Below are 20,542 nucleotides of genomic sequence, written 5' to 3' on the forward strand. Positions count from 1 at the left end.
GAGCTTCCATGGGAGTCCTTCTGGTGCGGATGGGGACTTGGCGGCAATCAACGACGCAGCAACTGACGATTGTCATTGATTCGCATATGGATACGAGGCGAACGAAGCTGAGTGCGGCGTATCTGGAAAAATTGAACGAGGGGCAACGTGCCGCGAGGCGTCATAGCACGTCGCGCGAATGAACGCCGGTGTTGATCCGACCGACAGCTTTGAAATAGGCTACGCTGCTGTTCGAATGCGATTGATTGCCCTCTTCCAAGACCGGAGGGCAATTGAGCGTAAACGGATAGTGGAGAGCGAAGGGTGCGCGCCACCGGACAGACCACCACACGTCGATTTGTCGCGGCCTATGCCCTGGCCGGCATCACCTTCGTCGCGGTGCTCGTGCCGAGCTTCATTGCCGGTCTTCCCGGCATGCTCTTTCTCGTGCCACCGCTCATTGCGGCCTATGCCGTGCTGTTCGTTCTTTCGCGCACGCCCTGGTTTCGCGACGTGGTGCGCCGGCTGACGCATGGGCCCTATCTCATCGTCTCCATCGCGCTGGCCGCGATCGTGCTCCTCTGGGCAAACTCCCTGACCGGTTTCCACGAGCGGCTGTCCGCGTTCAACGCCGGGGCGCCCCTTACGGCGAGCCTCGTCCTCGACGTCATTGCTGCCGGCATGCTGGTGGGCGGCGCCTTCGTCGCCGCTATGGCGCTTACCTAACGGCAGGCGCCGGAGAGGAGCATCACCTGGCTGTTCGTCGCGGCCAATAGCCTGCTGCTCGTACATACCTTGGCTTCAGCTGCGATCGGCGGGCTGTCCATTGGGCCGCATCCGCTGATTCCGGTAGTCGCCTTGGCGCTGTTGGCGGCAAGCCACGTCCTCTGGATGATCCGTGCGCGGACCACGGCCATGCGTGACACACGCCGATAATGGAAACCTTAGCATTCAGGCCGCCACGCTCTGGCCTTGCACATCACCTCCTGATCCGCGATGGCGTGAGACCTCAACAAACCGCATGGCCAAACGGTGATAACACCAGCCAACGGACCCAATTCGTGGTCAAAAATTCCGCTGAAAGCAAATTTGATCCGGAGGTTTGCAGCTTTCGTAACCCTGTTGGAGAGACGAAAAAACGCCTCTTCGCCAAACAGATTGATCAAACACGGGAGAACTCGAATGCTGCGCAAGTTTCTAATCACGACGGCCGCTACGGCTGTGCTGGCAGGCGCTGCAATGGCGCAAGACGCGACCTCGGATATTGTCGATACTGCCGTTGCTGCGGGCGATTTCACGACGCTGGTCGCGGCGGTTCAAGCTGCGGGGTTGGTAGATACGCTCAAGGGTGAGGGTCCGTTCACGGTTTTCGCTCCCACCGATGCGGCATTTGCTGCCCTGCCCGAAGGGACAGTGGATACTCTTTTGAAGCCCGAGAATAAGGATCAGCTGGTGTCGATCCTGACCTACCATGTGGTTCCCGGCGCGGTCATGTCCTCGGACCTGACCAAAGGCATGACGGCAGCCACCGTTCAGGGCGCCAACGTGACTTTCACGCTCGATGGCGGCGCCAAGGTCAATGGCGCCAACATCACCACGGCTGATATCGCGACATCCAACGGCGTGATCCATGTCATCGACACGGTGATTATGCCGCCTGCCAATTGATACGAAGTACCGCTTCGACAGGTGCCAATAATGAACGACCCTGGCCGAATGCCCAGGGTCGTTATTTTTTGAAGATCAACGATGACGCAATATGACCACGCTGTCGAACAGCGCGAGCACCAAAATACCCACGCCGCAGATGGTGACAATCAGCCAGTCGCCGGCGGCGGCGTTCGCCACGATGACGCCGATCAGGGCCCAGATCACACCGGCGCGATAGGTCCAAATTCGCGGCCGCGCCGCAGCTACCGCAATCGCCGCGATTAGAACACAAACAATCAGCGCGATGGCGGCTGTTCGCGGCGACAGAGTCCCATAACCTGTTGCCATGACGGACACCGCCACCCCTGATGCAGCGGTCAGCCAGCCAGCATAAAGACCGATTGACGCCCATTCGCGCCAGCCGCGACCCGCCCGCAACATGGCCATGGTCGCGGCCGCCAACATCGCCAGAATCATCGCTGTGGCTATTGGCGGGGAGCGCATGGCCATCTCGATCCACAAGACACCGATGGACAGGCTGACGCCGAGCGGCCAGCCCACGCGACCCCATTGGGGCATGGTTGCCGGACGCCACAGGGCCCATGCCGCGGCGATGATCAGCCCCAGATAGATCACGCCCCAGATGGAAAATGCCCATCCGACCGGCTGTGCAGGCCAGCGATCCACTTGTACAGGGAAGCTCTCAGGGTAAAAACCGCCAAATCCGCTCGAAAGGAAAGGCGATACCGCAAACGCCACAGCGAGGAGCAGAACGATAAGTCTGGCCATTCGGTCACTCATTTTCAGTTCTCCGATGTTGCGGCGCGGAAATGTGCCAGTGCAGCTAACGCAGCCTCACGCCCCTCTGTCAGCATGGAGGGTGGCCCAGCGCGCCATCGTCCTGCGTGCCATGCACGGGGGGTACTTTCCATCCATGCGGCCGCATCTGGGTTGGCGGAAACATCGAACCCGGCCAGCCAGCGTCGACGATACTCGCCTTGCGGATCGTATTGCTCAGCCTGCTTGTCGGGGTTGAAGATGCGGAAATAAGGCGCAGCGTCGGGGCCGCATCCCGCCACCCATTGCCAGTTCATCGCATTGGCGGCCGGATCCCAGTCGGTCAGGCAATCGGCAAAATGGGCGAGCCCTGCGCGCCAGTCGATCAGAAGGTGCTTGGTCAGCCAGCTTGCCACCACCATGCGAACGCGATTGTGCATCCGTCCTGTCAACCACATCTGTCGCAGTCCGGCATCGACAAGAGCGACCCCGGTTTGCGCTCGCTGCCAGCGGATGAGATCAGCGCCATCCTTGCGCCATGGAAACTCTTCCCATTCGCGCCGCCAGCATGCGGAAGGCAAGTTTGGAAATTCGACCAGCAGATACCAAGAAAATTCGCGCCAGATCACTTCCGACAGGAACTTGCAGATACCGGCGTCCTGTTCGGGTGACATTTCAGCCCGTAACATGGCCCGCGCCCACAGCGTGCGAGGGCTAATTTCGCCCAGCGCCAGATGTTCGGAGAGGCCCGAGGTAGCTTCGAGATCTGGACGGTCACGCCCACCCGGATAATCACGAGCACGATCGAGGAACTCGTCGAGCCGGGCAAGTGCGGCGTCCTCGCCCGCGGGCGTAGCGAATTTCTCCAGTGCGGCACGACCGCGATGGAGATCTGGGGCCAGATTCAGCGTGTTCAGGTCAAGCCCTTCTGGCGGCTGGGGGAACGCTGAGATGCGCGCGGGAGCATCAGGTGCAGGCCGATCGGGCCCAAGCCGCCGCACAGCGCGTGCGAAGGGTGAATAGACCCGGTAAGGGTCGCCATTGCCGGTGCGGATTTTACCGGGGTCGACCAGAAGATGGCCTCGATGCTGGATCAGCCTAGCGTCCAAAGGACGCAAGCGCTCGCGAACCCGATCCTGCAGCGTTCGCATTTCCGGTGTGGGCCAGTCCGTCTGGTGCAGCCTGCGTGCCCCGAGCAATTCCATCAGCCCCGGCAGGATTTCATCCGCCTCGCCGCGCAGAACGGTGATGCCCTTGCCGCCGGTGCGAGCGCGCAGCGACCTGTCAAAAGCTTTCAGCGCCCGCACCAGCCGCCAGCGGCTGGCCGCACCTTGGGCCATGGTCAGCTGATCAATGAAAAAAACTGGCACCAGCGGTCCATCGGCAATCGCCGCGAGAAGCGCAGGGTTGTCGTGCAGGCGGAAGTCGCGTGTCAGCCAAATGATGCCGGGCACAGTCATTCAAACAGTCTCGTCCGCGTGGCCGAGCGTTACCTGGACCACGTCGCAGCGCGATGTAGCGAACGCGGCCGCGCAGCCTTCCAGATAGAACTGCCAGCCGCGCAGGAAAGTCTTGTCATAGCCCAGTTGCTGGATGCGCGCGCTTCGTTGCATCATCGTCTCGCACCAGATCCGGCAGGTGCGGGCATAATCGTGCCCAAAGGAGTGACTGTCCCGCACACGCAACCCGGCCTTTGCCGCCTCATGGGCGATAATGGCGGAACAGGGAAGCATACCGCCCGGAAAGACATACTGGCGGATGAAATCTGACCGGCCTCGATAGACCGAAAACTCGGCGTCCGGCACGGTGATCGCCTGCAAGACGGCGCGCCCACCCGGCGCCAGGCACGCCTTGAGGGTGGCAAAATAGGTTGGCCAATAGCGTTCGCCTACCGCTTCAATCATCTCGATCGACACGATGTTGTCAAACCGGCCCCTCACCTGCCGGTAATCCTGAAGCCGAACCTCGGCGCGTCCATCAAGCCGAGCGTCAGCATAGCCTTTTTGCGACGGTGAAATCGTGATTGCGGTTACGTCGTGGCCCCGCTCGGCGGCGGCTTCGGCAAACCCACCCCAGCCGCAGCCAATTTCCAACAGGCTTTGGCCGGATGCGAGGCGGGACAGGATGCGCCCGTTCTTTCGGGCCTGGGCACGGGGCAGGTCATCGCCCTCCGCAAACAGCGCCGAGGAATAGGTCATGCCGGGGTCGAGCCAAAGCTGGTAGAACTCATTACCGACATCGTAATGTGCTCGAATGTTGCGCTGCGATCCGCGCAAGCTATTCAGCCGCACTAACCGGTCAACCAGCCGCATCCGCATCGCATGAAACCGCCGCGGCTCGCCCCACCCGGCGCGAAGGCTCAGGTTGCGCAGCGCGAGCGCCAGCGTATCCTCCAGCGTTTCGCTGTGCCAGTCGCCGGCGATCCAGCCTTCACCCAATCCCACATCGCCACGAAGCGCCAAGCGTGGCAGCAGCCGCCAGTCGCGTATCTGGAAATCAACCTCGGGACCGGTGGTGCCAAAGCGATGGCGCGTGCCTTCGGGCGTCGTCAGGATCAGTATGCCGTCGTCGATCCCTTCGAGGGCTGACAAGAAGCGGGATCTGAGGGAGTGGGTTGCAAGGCTCATCAACTGATTTCCTGATCGGGGGGACTGGGGAGGCGGCGATAGGCTGCGCCTTTCAGCTTCAGCCGCAGCGCGTGCCAATAGATTTGTGCGATCACGCGCAGCGCGCCGCCGGGCCGGCGAAAGGTGGTTGCAAGAATCCTGGCCGGGGTAAGCGGGGACAGCCGGCCCGACATTGAGGTGTCGATGCCGGCACTGTCCTCCTCTTGGGCGATGCGGATGGCGATACGATCGGAGTGGAGCGCGAACCTGAAATGATACTGGCCCGCAACCTCCTGGAACGGGGAGACGTGAAAGACCTTGCGTGCGGTCAGCGCCGTTTGGGCCGTGATCGGGGTAAGGTCGGGCCGGGCCAGCAGGTAGCTGTGACGTTGACCAAAGGTGTTATTGACCTCGGCGATCACCGCGATCAGCGCATCACCCTCGATCAGCATCCAGAAACTGACCGGGTTGAACCAGTAGCCCAGAAAGCGCGGCTGCGTCAGCAGCGCCAGCACCAGCCCCGAACGGCGCATAATTCCCGCCTCGACAAAGCGTCGCCACGCCCACACCGCCCCGGCGCCCGCGCCGCGCGGTCCGCCATGGTCGGCATCATGAAAGGCAATCATGTTGAACTCGTTGTGTCCCATAAGCCTTGGAGGACGAAAATGTTCGGGCGCCAGCAGCACATGATCTGCATGGGTGCGGAATGTGTGACGCAATTCACCGCGTCGGGCATGGGTGACCAGTGCAGCCATAGCCAGCACTTCGCCTGCCTCAAGGCGCGCGGCGAGTGTCATTGCAGCACTGTCGTGGGCAGCAGAAGGCGCGCGATGCGCATGGCGCTGGCGAAACCGTCTTCGTGGAAACCGTTGCGCAGCCAAGCTCCGGCAAACCATGTGTTGCGCCTGCCCTGCATCGCGGCAATCCGCGCCTGCGCCTCGACCGCCGACAGATCGAAAACCGGATGGCGGAACGTCACCTGATCGTAGATCAGCCGCGGATCGATGCCGTCCTGCTGGTTGAGCGTGACAAACAGCAGATCATCTTCGGGAATGTTCTGCAGCCGGTTCATCCAGTAGCTGACCCCGACACCAGCAGATCCCGGACCGCTGCGACTGATCCACGAGCTCCAGCAGCGGCGGCGCCGCGGCATCACCGACTGGTCGGCATGCAGTATGGCATGGTTGGGCTGGAAGCGGATCGCCGAAAGGGCCGACCGTTCCGATGCGTCGGCGTCGGTCAACATTGCCAATGCCTGATCGGGGTGGGTGGCCAGAATGACGTGATCAAATTCCTCCACTTCCATCCCCTTTCCGCGCACGGTCACGGAACGGTCTGATCGCGCCACCGATCGCACCGGCGTTCCCGGGCGCAGAACGACGCCGGCCCGGTCGAGCACCCCGGCTAATCTGTCGACATAGCGGACCGAGCCGCCGTCCACTGTCCACCACTGATGATGCTCGCCACGCGATAAAAGACCGTGGTTGCGCATGAACCGCACGAGCGCGCTGGCTGGGAATGCCCCGATATCGTGATCGGGCGTGGACCAGATCGCCCCGCAAAACGGATAAAGGTAATGGTCGCGGAACCGCGCGCCCAACCCCATATTCTCGATCAGCATAGCAAGGGTCATGTCGGGCGTTCTGGCGACCTCGGCTTCGGCGCCGGCGTTGAAACGCAGAATGTCCCGGATCATCAGATGAAAGCGCGGATCGAGCATATTGCGTCGCTGCCCGTAAAGCGCATTGCCGGACCGCAACGCATATTCCACCCGCCCCCCATCCAGCGATACGCCGAAACTCATGTCGCTTCTGGCCAGCGGCACATCGAGATCGCGAAACATCGCCGTAAGATGAGGATAATTGACGTGATTGAAGACGATAAATCCCGTATCGACCGGCCGGTCCCCCCGCTTGCCTGCAAGAACAGTGCGGGCATGGCCGCCCAATCGGGGCTCGCCCTCAAATAGCGTCACCTGATGATGAAGCGACAACAGCCATGCGCAGGCGAGGCCCGAAATTCCTCCACCTACGATGGCAATGCGCTGCGGGCAGCCTTTGGCAAGGTCAAAAGGCATTTGGTCCTCGGTTTTTGATCTGATAAGCTACGCTCGGAACCTGCCTTCGGATCAAAATGATCTGAATCACTTCGTCGTCCGTAATGCACAACATGAACGTTGCATTTGCGTCTGCCAAACCACAGGTCCGCGAAATTTTTCGACCAATGGCCGAACCATTAGTCGATGGAGAGGCTTTGCGCTTCACAAGGGTGGATCAACAACCAATGGAGGATCTTTCCGAACTGAGTCGAGACCTGATTGCCGTCCGCGACCAACGCGACCGCGAGGCTTTTGGGCGGCTTTTTGACCACTTCGCCCCGCGTCTTAAGTCAATGATGCTGCGCGGCGGGTTGCGCGACGGAACGGCAGACGATGTCGTCCAGGACGTCATGTTGGCTGTCTGGCACAAGGCCAGCCAATTCGATCCGCACCGGGCAGACGCGGCCGGATGGATATATGCCATCGCCAGGAATCGGCGCATTGACATGGCCCGCCGTCGCCCTCTGGCTCAACCTGACGAGATGCCTGAGATCGAGAGTCTTGAACCTGACGCCACCCATATCCTCGCATTGCAACAGGAAGCGCGTCACCTGACCGAAGCGCTTTCTCGTCTCGCTCCCGAACAGGCCGAGGCGTTGCGCGCGGCCTATTTCGACGACATTCCCCACAGCCGCATCAGTGAGATGACGGGCTTGCCTCTTGGCACGATTAAATCCCGGATCCGCCTTGGCCTTGAACGCCTCAGACATGAACTGAGGAATATCGCACCATGACCGACATCAGACATCATATCCCCAACCATATTCTTGACGCATATCGCGCCGGCTCTTTGCCGCACGTCTTTGCCGTTGTGGTCGCCACGCACCTGTCGCTTTGCGACCAATGCCGGGCCAGCCATGAAGCAGGCGATATGGTCGGCGGTGCGCTCTTGCATCAGGAAGAAGGCGCTGCCCTGCGCCCCGGCGCGCGCGACCGGATGATGGTTGCGCTGGACAGTCCCCCTCCCCCGCCCCTCCGGCGCGCGTCGGGAGTATTCCCGGCTCCCGTCATGCAGGAACTGGGCGGAAGGCCGCCGCGTTGGCGCATGCTGGGCGGCGGCATCCGCCAGCAGATCTTGTTCGCCGATCGCGAAGGATCCTTGCGGTTACTGTACATTCCGCCGGGCAAGGCGGTTCCCGAACATGGTCATCGTGGACAGGAGCTGACGCTTGTGCTGCAAGGCAGCTTTTCCGACAGCGAGGGCAGCTTTCATCGCGGCGATGTTGAGACAGCGCATGAACAGATCGACCACCAACCGGTGGCCGGACCCGGCCTGCCCTGCATCTGCCTGGCTGCCACCGATGCGCCCTTGCGATTCCACGCTATGATCCCACGGCTTTTGCAGCCGATATTCCGGATCTGAAGCATGGACTATAAAGGTCGCCGCATCTGGATAATCGGGGCCAGCGCTGGAATCGGCGAGGCGCTGGCACGAATGCTGGCTGGACATGGCGCACATCTGATCCTTTCCGCCAGGAATGAGGAAGCTTTGGCGGCACTGGCGAAAGATTGCAACGGCTCGCAGATCCTGCCGCTGGATCTGGCGCGACCCAAAACCCTGGCAGAGGCGGTAAAGGCGCTTTCCCTCAAAGGAACATCTCTGGACGCGATCATCTGCACGGCTGCGCTATACGATCCAGGCCGGGTTGTCGATATCGACCCGGTAAACGCCGAGGCGATGGTGCGCGTAAACATACTGGGCACGATCGATGTTGCGCGCCGTTGTCCGTCTTTGCTGCGCGATGGGGGTCAATTGGTGCTGTTTGGCTCGGTGGCGGGCTATATCGGGCTGCCGAAAGGGCAGCCCTATTCGGCAACCAAAGCCGCAGTCAACAACCTCGCCGAAACGCTTGCAGTGGAATTGGCACCGCGGGTTGATGTGCGACTGGTTTGTCCGGGTTTCGTCGAGACCCGATTGACGGAAAGAAACGATTTTCCCATGCCTGCGATCGTCACCCCGGATGAGGCTGCGAAGGCTGTCCTGCGCGGCATGCAAAAGCGCGGGTTCGAAATTCATTTCCCACGCCGCTTCACATTTGTGATGAAGCTGGTCAGGGTCCTGCCATATGTGCTGTCACTTCGCCTGATACGACGGTTGCGCTAAATCCCTCAGTTGAATCGCCCCGAGAGCGCGACAACGCAGACCCAAGCCGAAAAACCGGTCAGCAGCGTCCCCCACAGTCCGTCGACAATCACCTGCTCCCATGACCAGTCGGCAAGCGTGGCGTAGTTGGTCATCTCGTAGGTGCCATAGCACATAACGCCAATGACCAAGCCACCGATCAGGGCCTGCACGGGATCCTGCGCTTTCAGCGCCGGCCACGAAACCAGCCATACAAGCCCGGCTACATATCCCAGATAAAACAGCGCAGCCGGACCAAGCCGTAACGGCTCGGCAAGCAGATGGCCAACATTACGTTCAAACACCGGGCGGATCAGGAACTGGATTCCGACAAAGTCCAGCACCAGAAAGATGGCGGCAGTCAGCCCGTACAAAAGGAAAGCTTGAGTCACAGGGAATACCTCGTCCCAAATCGTTTAGGTGCCCGATATCAAGCGTCAGAGGTCGCATGGCACAGGTCGTTTGATGTCTTGGTTTCCCTTACGCCTTAAATGATCCATTGGATCAGATTCAGCACCCTCGAAAAAGTCCTTTTCGAAGCACCATGATGCAGCCACCGAGGGCTATCACCCGAAAATCGATGGGAATTTCTGATCCGTTTCGTTTCGTCGCCCGTAATGTCACGGAGCGTGCAGATGGCGATTGGATGGATAAATTGATGAACGATGGATCATCGCATTGTATTGAGAGGACCCCAACCGATCATCCAGATGTGGAGTTTGGGAAGATTGGCGTCTTGCTTATAAATTTGGGCACGCCTGACGCAACGGACTCTGCTTCCCTCCGCCGATATCTGGCGGAATTTCTGACAGATCGCCGCGTTATCGAATGGCCTCGCTGGCTCTGGTATCCGATACTATACGGCATCGTTCTAAACACGCGGCCGAAAAAAGTCGGGAAGGCCTATGAGGCCATTTGGAACAAAGACGAAGACGAAAGTTTCTTGCGGACTTACACCCGAAATCAGGCTTTACTTCTGAGCAAAAGGTTTTCTGATGTCCCTTCGCTGCGTGTCGATTGGGCGATGCGGTACGGTCAGCCTTCGATACGCGACAAGATCTCTGAACTCCAGCAAAGCGGATGCGAAAAAATCCTCCTCTATCCTCTCTATCCCCAATACGCAGCGGCGACAACGGCGACCGTCAATGACGAAAGTTTCAGAGCTCTGACAGAACTCAGATGGCAACCCGCAATACGTACAGTGCCCAGATATCATGATGATCCGGTCTATATCGAAGCACTTGCGCGTTCAATTGAAAGTCACTTTTCGACCCTGGACTGGGAACCTGACCTCCTGCTGACGTCCTACCACGGCATACCCATGTCTTATTTCAAGAAGGGAGATCCCTATCACTGCCAATGTTACAAAACATCGAGACTGCTGAGAGAACGTCTCGGCTGGGCCAACGATCGCATCATGGTGACATTTCAATCTAGATTCGGCCCAGAGGAATGGCTCCAGCCATATACCGACAAAACCGTAGAAGCTCTGGCCAAAAATGGGAGCCGGAAAATTGCCGTAGTCAATCCAGGTTTCGTTTCAGATTGTCTCGAAACACTCGAGGAAATGGGTGTAGAGGCAAAAGAGATTTTTCTTGATAACGGCGGTGAAAAATTTACGCACGTCCCATGCTTGAACGACAGCGACATTGGGATGAATGTCATTGAACACATCGTTCGAAAGGAAATATCTGGCTGGGTTTAAACTGTGTGTCGCAATTTTAATCTTGCCATTTGGAGTTATTTGATTTTCGTTACGCTTTGGCCCGACCACTTATTCTTACCTTGGTAGTTTCGATCAAGCGAGCAGACGGCTTCGTGATGGCTGAGGAACACCTTGCCATTAAGGTGCTTGAGGAACTCGGTGTCATTGAGCCGGTCCATGACCGGGCCCTTCACCTCGGACAGATGAAACCCAAGACCTGCATCGGCAAGGCGGCGGTTGATTTCCTCGAGGCTTTCGAGCGCCGAGGCATCGATGGCGTTAACCGCGGAACACATCAGAATGACGTGCTCAAGGTCCGGCCGTTCGGCAACCTCAGCAGCGATGGTATCCTCGAGAAACCGCGAATTGGCGAAGTATAGGCTTTCATCAATGCGGATCGACAGGATTTGCGGGCTGGTGAGGACGGAGTGCCGTTCCACATTGCGGTAATGCTCGGTGCCAGGCACCTGTCCGACGATAGCAGTGTGCGGCTTGCTGGTGCGGTAAAGGTGCAGCAAAAGCGAGAGCAGGACGCCCGCAACGATCCCTAGTTCGACGCCCCAGCCAAGCGTGACGAGGATGGTGGCGGCCATGGCCGCAAAGTCGGATTTCGAATAGGCGAAGACCCGGCGCACCGTGCCGAAATCCACCAGCGACAGCACCGCGACGATGATCGTGGCAGCAAGCGTCGCCTGCGGCAGGCTGGCCAGCAACGGGGTGAGGAACATCGCTGCGAGCGCGATGCCGACGGCTGTGAACACGCCAGCGGCCGGCGTCTGCGCCCCGGCGTCGAAATTGACCACCGAGCGGGCGAAGCCGCCGGTGACCGGATAGCCGGACGACAGACCGGCCGCGATATTGGCCGCTCCGAGCCCGATCAGCTCCTGGTCGGGATCGATGCGCTGGCGGCGCTTGGCTGCCAGGGTCTGGCCGACGGAGACCGATTCAACGAAGCCCACCACGGAAATCAGAAAGGCCGGCACAAGCAGCGCCGAGATGAGGTCGAGTGACAGGGCGGGCGCGCCGAAGGCCGGCAAGCCCTGCGGGATTTCGCCGACCAACGCTACGCCGCGCGCGCCGAGATCGAGGCCGGTGGCAAGAACGACCGTCACGGCGACGGCAAGGATTGGTGCGGCCTTGGCCATCATGTCGGCAAGACGCGCAGGCACGCGGATCGCGACCAGCAGGGATTTGAGATATTTGCGGGCGAAGTAGAGGAAAGCCAGAACGCCGATGCCGATGGCAAGCGTCGTCGGATTGACGGCGCCAAGCTGACCTAGCAGGGAAAGAAGAATTTTGGGAAAGGTATCTCCCCCGCCCGAAACGCCAAAGATGTGGCGCAACTGGCCGGCAGCAATCAGCAGGCCCGAGGCGGTTATGAAGCCCGAGATCACCGGATGCGACAGAAAATTGGCGAGGAAGCCGAGCCTAAAGATCCCCATGACCATGAGCATGCCGCCCGAAAGCAGCGCCAGGACGATGGCGGCGGTGAGATAGTCCAGCGTACCCTCTGCCGCAATCTGCCCAACCGCGGACGCCGTCATCAGCGAGACGACAGCTACCGGCCCGACGGCCAGCGTGCGGCTGGTGCCGAAGATGGCATAGGCTACCAGCGGCAGGATCGAGGCGTAGAGACCAACTTCCGGTGGCAGACCAGCAAGCATCGCATAGGCGAGCGATTGCGGTATCAGCATGATCGTGACGATCACCGCCGCCAGCAGGTCGCTGGTGAGCACCGTCCCGTCGTAGGTCTTGGTCCATTGGAGGAACGGGAAATATTGGGAGGCTTTGAGCATGAACGATTGCGCCGGCAAGAGGAGAGGGGGCGGGCGCTGTCAGGTAGAGGGGGGTGTGACAGCGCCCGGTCGGACAGTGGGGGTTACTGTCCGATAGACGAATAAAGTGCAGCCGACCGGGCGCCGGAACGACAATAGCCCAAAACCGGCCCGTCGATAGTCTCCATCGCTTCTTCGAAACGGTCGACCTGTGCCGCTGATGGCGCGCCTGTGATGGGGATGTGGACCGCCTTCATGCCGTGCTTTTCAGCTTCGCGGGCGATCGCCGCGAAGGCGGGCTGCCCGGGCTCCTCATTGTCGGGCCTTGCGCACACGATGGCGACATAGCCGTCCTGCGCGAGCTGCGCGACGTCTTCAGGACGGACCTGGCCCGTTGTGGCAAACCGGTCGTCGATCTTCCTGATGTTCATTTTTCCAGATTTCCAAAAGAGATTGAACGGCCACATAATCACGTTGCCTTCGCCGTCACGCGCGTGGCCAGTGTGTGCCGGGCGAGTCGCGCTGCCGCGATTCCGCCAACCATCGAGCCAACGAAGAGCCAGGCATCTGCATGGCCAAGGCCAAGCGCAGGGATAGCGCCGCCTGGGCAGAAGCCGGTGATGCCCCAGCCGACCCCGAAGACGGCCGAACCGGCGATGAGTGGGAAATCAAGATCCCGGCGCGTCGGCAAATGGAACAAGCGATCAAAGACAGGAGCATCACGCTTGAGAACAACTGCATAGCCGATCGCAGTGACGATCAGCGCCCCGCCCATGACGAAGGCGAGCGACGGATCCCAGGTTCCGGCGAAATCGAAGAAGTTCAGGACCTTGGCCGGGTTGGCCATGCCGGAAAGCGCGATGCCGGCCCCGAAGATCAGTCCGATGATGAGAGCGGAAAGAATACGGGCCATTACAAGCCTCCGATGAGGTGACGGACAACAAAGACGGTAATGGCGGTCGACGCCATGAAGGTGAGCGTTGCGGCGATCGAGCGCGGCGAGACGCGCGCCATGCCGCAGACGCCATGGCCGGAGGTGCAGCCCGAGCCGAAATAGACACCGCCTCCGACGATCAGCCCGCCGACTACCAGCCAGGGCGCGGATGTGGGGCTTTCAAAGGGGATGGTGTAGCCCGTCATGGCCACGATTAGCGCCGGCGCGCCGATGGCGCCGGCAAGGAACGCCGCCCGCCAGCCCCAATCGTTGGAAAACGGCGGAACGAGGCCGGAAAGGATGCCGGTCATGCCGGCGATGCGGCCGTGAAACGCCATCAGCAGCACGGCGGCAAGGCCGATCAGGCTGCCGCCGAATAGCGACAGCCATGGAGTGAACTCTGTCATTAATCCTTGGTCCTTGATGTCGAGAGATTAAAGATCGCATAGGCTGGGCAGAAGCGGACGAGGCCTGTCACCGCGAGCACCAGCCCGACGATGACGAAGACCCAGGTCCAGACCGGGTTGGCAAATAGCGCCCAGCCGGTAACGAATGGGGCGGCCAGCAAGAGGACGCCAATGATGAGGCGGGCGATGCGGTCCGGGGTTCCGACATTGAATTGCATGGCTATTCTCTTTCTCTGGTGAGGGATGGAACAATCAGAATAGTCGGATTTCTGTATCTACGCAATAACGAATATAATGAGTAAATGAAAACCCCGGATACTGCGCCGCCCGCTTACTTGCAGAACAGCTGATGCATGGTGTGGATGAAGCTTTCGATGCGAGGATCTGCGAGCCGGTAGAACACCTGCTTGCCTTCCTTGCGTCCCACGATCAGCCCTGCCTCGCGCAGCTCGGCGAGCTGTTGTGAAAGACCTGGCTGACGAATCCCGAGCCCGTCCTCAAGCTCGCGCACCGACCGCTCGCCCTCAACGAGAGCACATGCGACCAGCAAGCGATCGGGATTGGCGAGCTTTTTGAGAAAGACGGTGGCTTCACCGACCTTCCCCTTCAACTCACGCGCTTCATCCGAAATCAGCATCATTTCCATCAGTCGTCCCAGGCGGCGCCTTCGAGCAGGTTCATCGGAATCTTGAGATAGCGCCTGCCATTATCCTCCGGCACGGGCAGCCGCCCCGCATTGGTGTTGATCTGCAAGGCGGGCAGGATCAGCTTGGGCATAGCCAGCGTCTTGTCCCGCGCGTCACGGGCAGCGACGAACTCGCTTTCCGTCTTGTGAACCGACATATGGATGTTCTTGGCCTTCTGCTCGGCTACGGTCGATTCCCACAAGGGCTCGCGGCCGCCCGGCTGATAGTCATGACCGGTGAAGATGCGGGTCTCGTCGGGCAAGGCCAGAATATCCTGGATCGATTTCCACAATTGCTGCGCGCTACCGCCGGGGAAGTCGGCGCGGGCGGTGCCGGAATCCGGCATGAACAGGGTGTCGTGCACGAAGGCGGCGTCGCCAATCACATAGGTGATCGAGGCCAGCGTATGGCCAGGCGAGAACATCACCTTCGCATCGATATTGCCGACCCTGAATGTCTCGCCATCGGCAAAGAGCTTGTCCCATTGCGAGCCATCGGCCGGGAAATCAGGCCAGTTGTAAAAGCCCTTCCACAGCTTCTGGACGTCGACGACCTTCTCCCCGATGGCAGTGGGCGCGCCGGTCTTATCCTTGAGATAGGCGGCGGCGGTAAAGTGATCGGCATGTGGGTGGGTGTCGAGGATCCATTCGACCGCGTAGCCCTTGTCGGCGATGAACTGGAGAATGTTGTCGGCATGGGTGGTCGCGGTCGCCGCCGACTTCTCGTCATAGTCCAGCACCGGATCGACGATGGCGCACTTCTTCGTCTCCGGGTCGGCGACCACATACTGGATCGACCAGGTTCGTGGATCGAAGAAGCCGGTGACTTCGGGCTTGGCTGTCATGGAATGTTCCTCTTGCTCTTTTCTGGCAACCGCTGCGCGGCTGACAATTAGATAAGTTTGCTTGCATTTCTTTACAAGCGTTATTTTCTGATTGAAGGCATTTTTTGACGACGCCTATTCCGCTGGCGTCACCGGCACGGTACGCGCGCTCTGCCAAAGCAGCGGCACAAGGATCAGCGCGACGGCCGGGAAGATCAGCCAGTTGATCGTCTGCCAGCCCGAGGCGTGCAGCAGCGCGCCGGCGAAGAAGGACGCCGCCGCCACCGTACCGAAGATCAGGAAGTCGTTGGCCCCTTGCGCCTTACCGCGCTCGGCATCGGTATGGCAGTCGGTGACCATGGCGGTCGCGCCGATGAAGCCGAAATTCCAGCCCACGCCAAGCAGGATCAGCGACACGTAGAAATGTACGAGTTGCAGCCCGGAGAGGGCGAAGATCGCCGAAACCGCGATCAGCAGGAGACCGAGCGCCGTCACCCGCTCCTTGCCGAAGCGGGCCATCAGATGGCCGGTGACGAAGCTCGGCGCAAACATCGCCAGCACATGCCACTGGATGCCGAGCGCGGCGTGATCGACCGAATGACCATGGCCGACCATGGCGATCGGGGCCGCCGTCATCACGAATACCATCAGCCCGTAGGCGACCACACCGGCTGCGACCGCCAGCATGTAGCGCGGCATCAGCAGGATCTGCATCAACGGCCGTCCGGTATCCTCCCGGCCTTTCCCGGCTGTCGCAGCCTTTGGCGTGCGCAGCAGCAACAGGACGGGAACCGCCATCAACGCGAGCGCCGCCTGGCTGAGAAAGCTGCCGACATAGGGCGTGCCGGGAACCGCATCGCGGGTCCAGATGACGAGTTGCGGTCCGATGATCGCGGCGATCAGGCCACCGATCATCACCCAGGAAATCGCCTTGGCCTTCAGCGCGCCGGTGGCGGCATCGGTCGCCGCGAAGCGGTAGCTCTGCACATAGGCGGCATAGAAGCCGGCGATGAAAGTGCCGATGCAGAAGATCACGAATGAAGCGGCAAAGATGCCCCAGGCCGCCACGAGCCCGGCCGCCATGCCAAACCCGGTCCCGAGCAGATAGCCGTTGCGCCGCCCGATCTGCCGCATGACGAAGGCAGCGGGCAGCGTGCCGACGGCAAGGCCGAGATTGAACAGGCTGACCGGCAGCGTCACCAAAGCCGGGTCGGACGAGAGCTGCTGCCCGACGAGGCCGCCAAGGGAAATGATGATCGGCGGGCTTGCGGCACCAAGCGCCTGGGCGGCGGTGAGCACATAGATATTGCGTCGGGCAAACGCCTGATTGTCCGGGGTCATGTCCATTCTCGCTTTGCCCTGGCGAAGAGCATCGCGAGGGATGGTGGCCGTAAGGGGGTCAGGTGCCGGGTGCGCAGTAGTGAGCGTAGAGCACGCTCACGACCTCGCGGGCGATATCGGCGTCGATACGATACCAGATCGTTTGCCCATCGCGACGATTGGCGATGATGCCGTCGCGACGCAGCAAGGCCAGATGCTGCGACACCGTTGAATCGCGAATACCGAGGAACTCCGCGAGCTGGCCGACGGACTTCTCTCCGTCGATCAGGTGACACAGAATCAGCAGGCGGTGCTGGCTAGACAACGCCTTCATCAACTCGCTCGCCGGATCGACGGCGGCGCGCATTTCATCTGGGTTGATAGTGACTTTACTATTCATTCTTGCGTATCTACGTTATTGCGTATATCTAGTCAATAGAAATCCTCCTCCATCAAGCCGGAGGCAGGCCGTCAACGGAGTATCGATCATATGTCTGGTAACCGCCAGATCGTCTGTCCCGGATGCGGCGCGGTCAATCGCGTACCCGCGAACAAGCCCGCGGGGGCGGGCAAGTGCGGAAAATGCGGCAATGCGCTGTTTAGCGGTAAGCCGCTCGACGCCGATGCCGAGATGTTTGCGCGTCAAACCACCCGTTCCGACGTTCCGGTTCTCGTCGATGTCTGGGCGCCCTGGTGTGGCCCCTGCCGCATGATGGCGCCTGCCTTCGAAGCCGCCTCGGCCATTCTCGAACCGGACATGCGCCTGCTCAAGCTCAATTCCGAGGCGCACCAAGGCGTCGCCGGCCACCTCGGCATCAGGGGCATCCCGACCATGCTGCTTTATGCGAATGGCCGCGAAATCGGGCGCGTATCCGGTGCCATGAATACCCAGCAAATCGTCGGATGGGCCAAAGACCAGCTCTCACGGGCTCCCGCCGCGCACAAAGCATCTTAACCCCGAGGGAGAGAGAAATGGAAAGACGGCAATTTCTGGTGGGAGCGGCTGCTCTTGCCTCAGTTGGTTTAGCCACGCAAGCCGCACAGGCCCAGACGTCCAATTCCCGAGCCCGCGTCGTCATAGCGGGTGCAGGTGCGGCGGGGCTGGCGCTTGCCTCGCGCCTGCGACGCGCCATGCCCAATGCGACTATCACCATCATCGACGCCAAGAAGGAGCATCACTTCCAGCCCGGCTTCACTCTGGTCGGTGCCGGCATCTGGTCCCCCACCCAGGTAACGGAGCGCAATGAAGATTACATGCCGCGCGGCGTCGAATGGATCGAGGCCGCTGTCGCTGAATTCGATCCTGAGGCCAACGCCGTGATAACCACCACCGGGCAGCGGATCGATTATGATTTCCTGCTGGTCGCAACCGGGCTCAAGCTCAATTACGAAGCCATCGAGGGCATGGATGTTTCCCTGATCGGCCGTGACGGCATCGCCTCGATCTATGCCGGTCCCGACCAGGCCAGAGCTTCGGCAGCCGCGATCGACAGTTTTATCGATGCTGGTGGCGTCGGACTGTTCGGGCGTCCTGCCGGTGAGATGAAATGCGCCGGTGCGCCCCTCAAGATCACCTTCATCACCGACGACAAGGCCCGCAGCCGCGGTCGCCGGGGTTCGGTCGAACTGATCTACAACGCCCACAACCACGCCGTCTTTTCCGTTGCGCCGGTCAATGACAAGGTCGCGGAAATGTTCGCCGGCCGCGACATCGCCGTCAATTACAGCCATGTGCTGAAGGCAATCGATCCGGGCGCAAAGCAGGCGACCTACGCCACCGAAGGCGGAGACGTCACGCTCGATTACGATTTCATCCATGTCGTCCCGCCGATGCGCGCGCCGGACGCCGTGCTGGCAAGCCCCCTGCCCTGGCAGGACGGCGCGCTTGCCGCCGATGGCTGGATCGAGGCCGACAAGGCGACATTGCGCCATCCGCGCTATCCGAACGTCTTTGCCGTCGGCGACATTGCCGGCGTGCCGCGCGGCAAGACCGCGGCCAGCGTCAAATGGCAGGTTCCGGTCGTCGTCGACAATCTCGTCGCCGAAACGGCGGGGCGCGCGCCGCAGGCGATCTATAACGGCTACACGTCCTGCCCGATGGTCACCGGCATCGGCAAGGCGATGCTGATCGAGTTCGACTATGACGGCAATCTGGTCCCCTCCTTCCCGTTCATCGATCCGCTGAAGGAATTGTGGGTGTCCTGGCTGATCGAGGAAAAGGGCCTGCTCGGGGCCTATCGCGCCATGCTGCGCGGGCGTGCATAGGGAGAAGAGACCATGAGCGATTTCGATCTCACGACAATCTATTTTATCCTCTCGGAGAGCATGGGCGGCTGGCTCTGGGGGTTCGTCACCCTCGCCCTCCTGCTTCTCGCCGCGATCGTGGCCGGCATCATGACGCTTCGGATGAACGGCACGACGGCCCGGCGCCCACTTGTTGCCGCGCTTGTGGCCGGCCTGGTGACCACGATTATCTTCACCTTCCTCGTTCCAATCTGGACCTTGGCTGGAGCCGGCGCTCTCGCCGCACCCATCGACGTCGTGTTCGCGGCTCTCTTTGCCCTTGTGCCGGGCGGCGTGGTTGGATCAGCCGTGTTCGCCATCATGGCGTTTGCTTCCACGCGCCGGGTAGCGGCGATCGCCTGACAGGGGCCGAGGCAGCATTTCCGATGGCCCGCCTGGCGGGCCATCGTCGGTCGAAAAACAAATCATTCATGCTCAGCTAAGGTATTCTGATGGTCTTCCCACAGGTGACGGCGTTCTATGCCGCTCTGCTTGGTCTGGTTTTCACAGGCCTATCGTTCTGGGTGGTCAAGGCTCGTGCGCACCACAAGGTCGCAATGGGGGATGGCGGGCAATTCTCGCTGATCGTGCGCATCCGGAGCCATGCCAACTTCGCGGAATACGTGCCCTTGGGGCTGATTCTGATCGCATTCAACGAAATGGCCGGACTGGATTCCTGGGGCATTCACGCACTTGGCGCAGTCCTTGTGCTCGCACGCATCGCTCATCCGATCGGCATGGCCGCGTCTGAAGGTTCGCCGCTGCAGAAGCCATTTCGCGGTTTCGGCGTCCTCGGCACCTGGGGCGTGATCCTGACTTCTTCCCTGCTTGTGCTCGCCGGATTGCTCTAAATGACCAAAAAGATGCGCTATTCAAATACGCGGATTGCGCTCCACTGGACCGTGGCGGTTCTGGTCGTCGGCCAATATTTGTTCAACGAGCCGATTGCCCGGGCCCGGAACGCTGCCTCAGATGGCTTGCCGGTTTCGTTCAACCCGCTGATTCTGGCGCATGTCGCCGGCGGCGTGCTGATCCTGGCACTAGTCGCTTGGCGACTCGTCCTGAAATCGCAAAAGGCCGCGCCTCCGCTGCTGGACAACGAACCAGCCCTGCTCCGGCTAGCGGCGCAGGTGGCGCATTGGAGCCTCTACGGCCTGCTCGCCGCCATGTCGATGTCCGGAATGGCGGCCTGGTTCGGTGGCGTCGAGGCGGCCGCAGCCGCTCATGGTCCGCTGAAAATCCTGCTTATCGCGCTGATCGGGCTCCACGTACTTGCGGTCATTTTCCATCATCTGATCCTGAAAAGCCCAATACTGAAACGGATGGTCTGACATAAAGGCACCGGGCGCGAGTGCGAGAGTTCGGGCCTTAAGGCTG

Annotated in this window: 26 protein-coding genes; 11 read left to right on the forward strand and 15 right to left on the reverse strand. The window is 60.7% G+C overall.

All coding sequences use genetic code 11. The annotated features are described in order from the left end of the window. The first annotated feature begins 303 nt into the window (after window positions 1-303). Together MIC97_RS22575 and MIC97_RS22580 are read left to right on the forward strand one after the other, a co-directional pair. Window positions 304-705, forward strand: coding sequence for a hypothetical protein (locus MIC97_RS22575; RefSeq protein ID WP_239802148.1), 402 nt, complete (start codon window positions 304-306; stop codon window positions 703-705). A gap of 513 nt (window positions 706-1,218) precedes the next feature. After that, the gene (locus tag MIC97_RS22580) at window positions 1,219-1,647 is read left to right on the forward strand and encodes a fasciclin domain-containing protein (RefSeq protein WP_239802181.1); all 429 of its coding nucleotides are present in this window, start codon (window positions 1,219-1,221) and stop codon (window positions 1,645-1,647) included. Between the two features lie 75 nt (window positions 1,648-1,722). Here the strand turns inward: MIC97_RS22580 and MIC97_RS22585 are convergent, their stop codons facing one another. Genes MIC97_RS22585 through MIC97_RS22605 form a run of 5 tightly spaced genes read right to left on the reverse strand, consistent with a single transcriptional unit; the run spans window position 1,723 to window position 7,089 of the window. Beyond that, window positions 1,723-2,430, reverse strand: coding sequence for a tryptophan-rich sensory protein (locus MIC97_RS22585; protein ID WP_239802149.1), 708 nt, complete (start codon window positions 2,428-2,430; stop codon window positions 1,723-1,725). Between the two features lie 2 nt (window positions 2,431-2,432). Continuing rightward, on the reverse strand, window positions 2,433-3,866 hold the full coding sequence (locus MIC97_RS22590; RefSeq protein WP_239802150.1) for a deoxyribodipyrimidine photo-lyase: 1,434 nt from the start codon (window positions 3,864-3,866) through the stop codon (window positions 2,433-2,435). Beyond that, window positions 3,867-5,033 (reverse strand): cyclopropane-fatty-acyl-phospholipid synthase family protein, encoded by a 1,167-nt coding sequence (locus MIC97_RS22595; protein ID WP_239802151.1) that lies wholly within the window; start codon window positions 5,031-5,033, stop codon window positions 3,867-3,869. After that, entirely contained in the window at window positions 5,033-5,767 is a 735-nt protein-coding gene (locus MIC97_RS22600) for a DUF1365 domain-containing protein (protein WP_239802152.1), read from the reverse strand. Before MIC97_RS22600 ends, MIC97_RS22595 begins: the two co-directional genes overlap by 1 nt. Window positions 5,768-5,805: 38 nt before the next feature. Then, window positions 5,806-7,089 carry an FAD-dependent oxidoreductase gene (locus tag MIC97_RS22605; RefSeq protein ID WP_239802153.1) on the reverse strand — a complete coding sequence of 428 codons (1,284 nt, stop codon included), beginning with the start codon at window positions 7,087-7,089 and terminating at the stop codon, window positions 5,806-5,808. A gap of 206 nt (window positions 7,090-7,295) precedes the next feature. Between MIC97_RS22605 and MIC97_RS22610 the strand changes: the two genes are divergently transcribed. From MIC97_RS22610 to MIC97_RS22620, 3 genes are read left to right on the forward strand one after another with little or no spacing between them, the layout of a single operon-like run. Beyond that, a complete protein-coding gene (locus tag MIC97_RS22610; RefSeq protein WP_239802154.1) occupies window positions 7,296-7,844 on the forward strand; it encodes a sigma-70 family RNA polymerase sigma factor in 549 nt (182 codons plus the stop codon). Beyond that, window positions 7,841-8,473 (forward strand): ChrR family anti-sigma-E factor, encoded by a 633-nt coding sequence (locus MIC97_RS22615; RefSeq protein ID WP_239802155.1) that lies wholly within the window; start codon window positions 7,841-7,843, stop codon window positions 8,471-8,473. The genes MIC97_RS22610 and MIC97_RS22615 overlap by 4 nt, the downstream gene beginning before the upstream one ends. Before the next feature lie 3 nt (window positions 8,474-8,476). Continuing rightward, entirely contained in the window at window positions 8,477-9,214 is a 738-nt protein-coding gene (locus MIC97_RS22620) for an SDR family NAD(P)-dependent oxidoreductase (protein ID WP_239802156.1), read from the forward strand. 5 nt (window positions 9,215-9,219) lie between these two features. On the opposite strand, the gene MIC97_RS22625 is transcribed toward MIC97_RS22620, so the two are convergent. Continuing rightward, a complete protein-coding gene (locus tag MIC97_RS22625) occupies window positions 9,220-9,624 on the reverse strand; it encodes a DUF2177 family protein (RefSeq protein WP_239802157.1) in 405 nt (134 codons plus the stop codon). Window positions 9,625-9,890: 266 nt separating this feature from the next. On the opposite strand from MIC97_RS22625, the gene hemH reads away from it, so the two are divergent. Beyond that, window positions 9,891-10,937, forward strand: a complete 1,047-nt coding sequence (hemH, locus tag MIC97_RS22630) for a ferrochelatase (RefSeq protein WP_239802182.1) — start codon at window positions 9,891-9,893, stop codon at window positions 10,935-10,937. A 35-nt stretch (window positions 10,938-10,972) separates the two neighbouring features. On the opposite strand, the gene sulP is transcribed toward hemH, so the two are convergent. The 9 genes from sulP to MIC97_RS22675 form a co-directional block, all read right to left on the reverse strand. Further along, on the reverse strand, window positions 10,973-12,733 hold the full coding sequence (gene sulP, locus MIC97_RS22635; RefSeq protein WP_239802158.1) for a sulfate permease: 1,761 nt from the start codon (window positions 12,731-12,733) through the stop codon (window positions 10,973-10,975). A gap of 83 nt (window positions 12,734-12,816) precedes the next feature. Further along, the gene (locus tag MIC97_RS22640; protein ID WP_239802159.1) at window positions 12,817-13,143 is read right to left on the reverse strand and encodes a TIGR01244 family sulfur transferase; all 327 of its coding nucleotides are present in this window, start codon (window positions 13,141-13,143) and stop codon (window positions 12,817-12,819) included. A 38-nt stretch (window positions 13,144-13,181) separates the two neighbouring features. Continuing rightward, window positions 13,182-13,625 (reverse strand): DUF6691 family protein, encoded by a 444-nt coding sequence (locus MIC97_RS22645; RefSeq protein ID WP_239802160.1) that lies wholly within the window; start codon window positions 13,623-13,625, stop codon window positions 13,182-13,184. After that, window positions 13,625-14,053: a YeeE/YedE family protein gene (locus MIC97_RS22650; RefSeq protein ID WP_239802161.1), complete on the reverse strand. Its 429-nt coding sequence runs from the start codon at window positions 14,051-14,053 to the stop codon at window positions 13,625-13,627. Before MIC97_RS22650 ends, MIC97_RS22645 begins: the two co-directional genes overlap by 1 nt. Then, the gene (locus MIC97_RS22655; RefSeq protein ID WP_239802162.1) at window positions 14,053-14,271 is read right to left on the reverse strand and encodes a DUF2892 domain-containing protein; all 219 of its coding nucleotides are present in this window, start codon (window positions 14,269-14,271) and stop codon (window positions 14,053-14,055) included. The genes MIC97_RS22650 and MIC97_RS22655 overlap by 1 nt, the downstream gene beginning before the upstream one ends. Before the next feature lie 113 nt (window positions 14,272-14,384). Then, window positions 14,385-14,693 carry a metalloregulator ArsR/SmtB family transcription factor gene (locus tag MIC97_RS22660; RefSeq protein WP_239802183.1) on the reverse strand — a complete coding sequence of 103 codons (309 nt, stop codon included), beginning with the start codon at window positions 14,691-14,693 and terminating at the stop codon, window positions 14,385-14,387. A gap of 5 nt (window positions 14,694-14,698) precedes the next feature. Then, window positions 14,699-15,583, reverse strand: a complete 885-nt coding sequence (locus MIC97_RS22665; RefSeq protein ID WP_239802163.1) for an MBL fold metallo-hydrolase — start codon at window positions 15,581-15,583, stop codon at window positions 14,699-14,701. A 114-nt stretch (window positions 15,584-15,697) separates the two neighbouring features. Continuing rightward, a complete protein-coding gene (locus MIC97_RS22670) occupies window positions 15,698-16,903 on the reverse strand; it encodes an MFS transporter (protein WP_239802184.1) in 1,206 nt (401 codons plus the stop codon). A 58-nt stretch (window positions 16,904-16,961) separates the two neighbouring features. Continuing rightward, the gene (locus MIC97_RS22675; protein ID WP_239802164.1) at window positions 16,962-17,282 is read right to left on the reverse strand and encodes a metalloregulator ArsR/SmtB family transcription factor; all 321 of its coding nucleotides are present in this window, start codon (window positions 17,280-17,282) and stop codon (window positions 16,962-16,964) included. A gap of 90 nt (window positions 17,283-17,372) precedes the next feature. Between MIC97_RS22675 and trxC the strand changes: the two genes are divergently transcribed. From trxC to MIC97_RS22700, 5 genes are all read left to right on the forward strand, one after another. Next, complete coding sequence (trxC, locus tag MIC97_RS22680; protein ID WP_239802165.1) at window positions 17,373-17,837, forward strand: thioredoxin TrxC; 465 nt, start codon at window positions 17,373-17,375, stop codon at window positions 17,835-17,837. Between the two features lie 17 nt (window positions 17,838-17,854). Then, entirely contained in the window at window positions 17,855-19,147 is a 1,293-nt protein-coding gene (locus MIC97_RS22685; RefSeq protein WP_239802166.1) for an FAD/NAD(P)-binding oxidoreductase, read from the forward strand. A 12-nt stretch (window positions 19,148-19,159) separates the two neighbouring features. Beyond that, window positions 19,160-19,528, forward strand: a complete 369-nt coding sequence (locus tag MIC97_RS22690; RefSeq protein ID WP_239802167.1) for a DUF5368 family protein — start codon at window positions 19,160-19,162, stop codon at window positions 19,526-19,528. Between the two features lie 104 nt (window positions 19,529-19,632). After that, window positions 19,633-20,016, forward strand: a complete 384-nt coding sequence (locus MIC97_RS22695) for an MAPEG family protein (RefSeq protein ID WP_239802168.1) — start codon at window positions 19,633-19,635, stop codon at window positions 20,014-20,016. 12 nt (window positions 20,017-20,028) lie between these two features. Then, window positions 20,029-20,496, forward strand: coding sequence for a cytochrome b/b6 domain-containing protein (locus tag MIC97_RS22700; protein ID WP_275592570.1), 468 nt, complete (start codon window positions 20,029-20,031; stop codon window positions 20,494-20,496). Window positions 20,497-20,542: the final 46 nt, after the last annotated feature.

This window comes from Aquamicrobium sp. NLF2-7 (assembly GCF_022359935.1).
GTDB classification, from domain to species: domain Bacteria; phylum Pseudomonadota; class Alphaproteobacteria; order Rhizobiales; family Rhizobiaceae; genus Mesorhizobium; species Mesorhizobium lusatiense.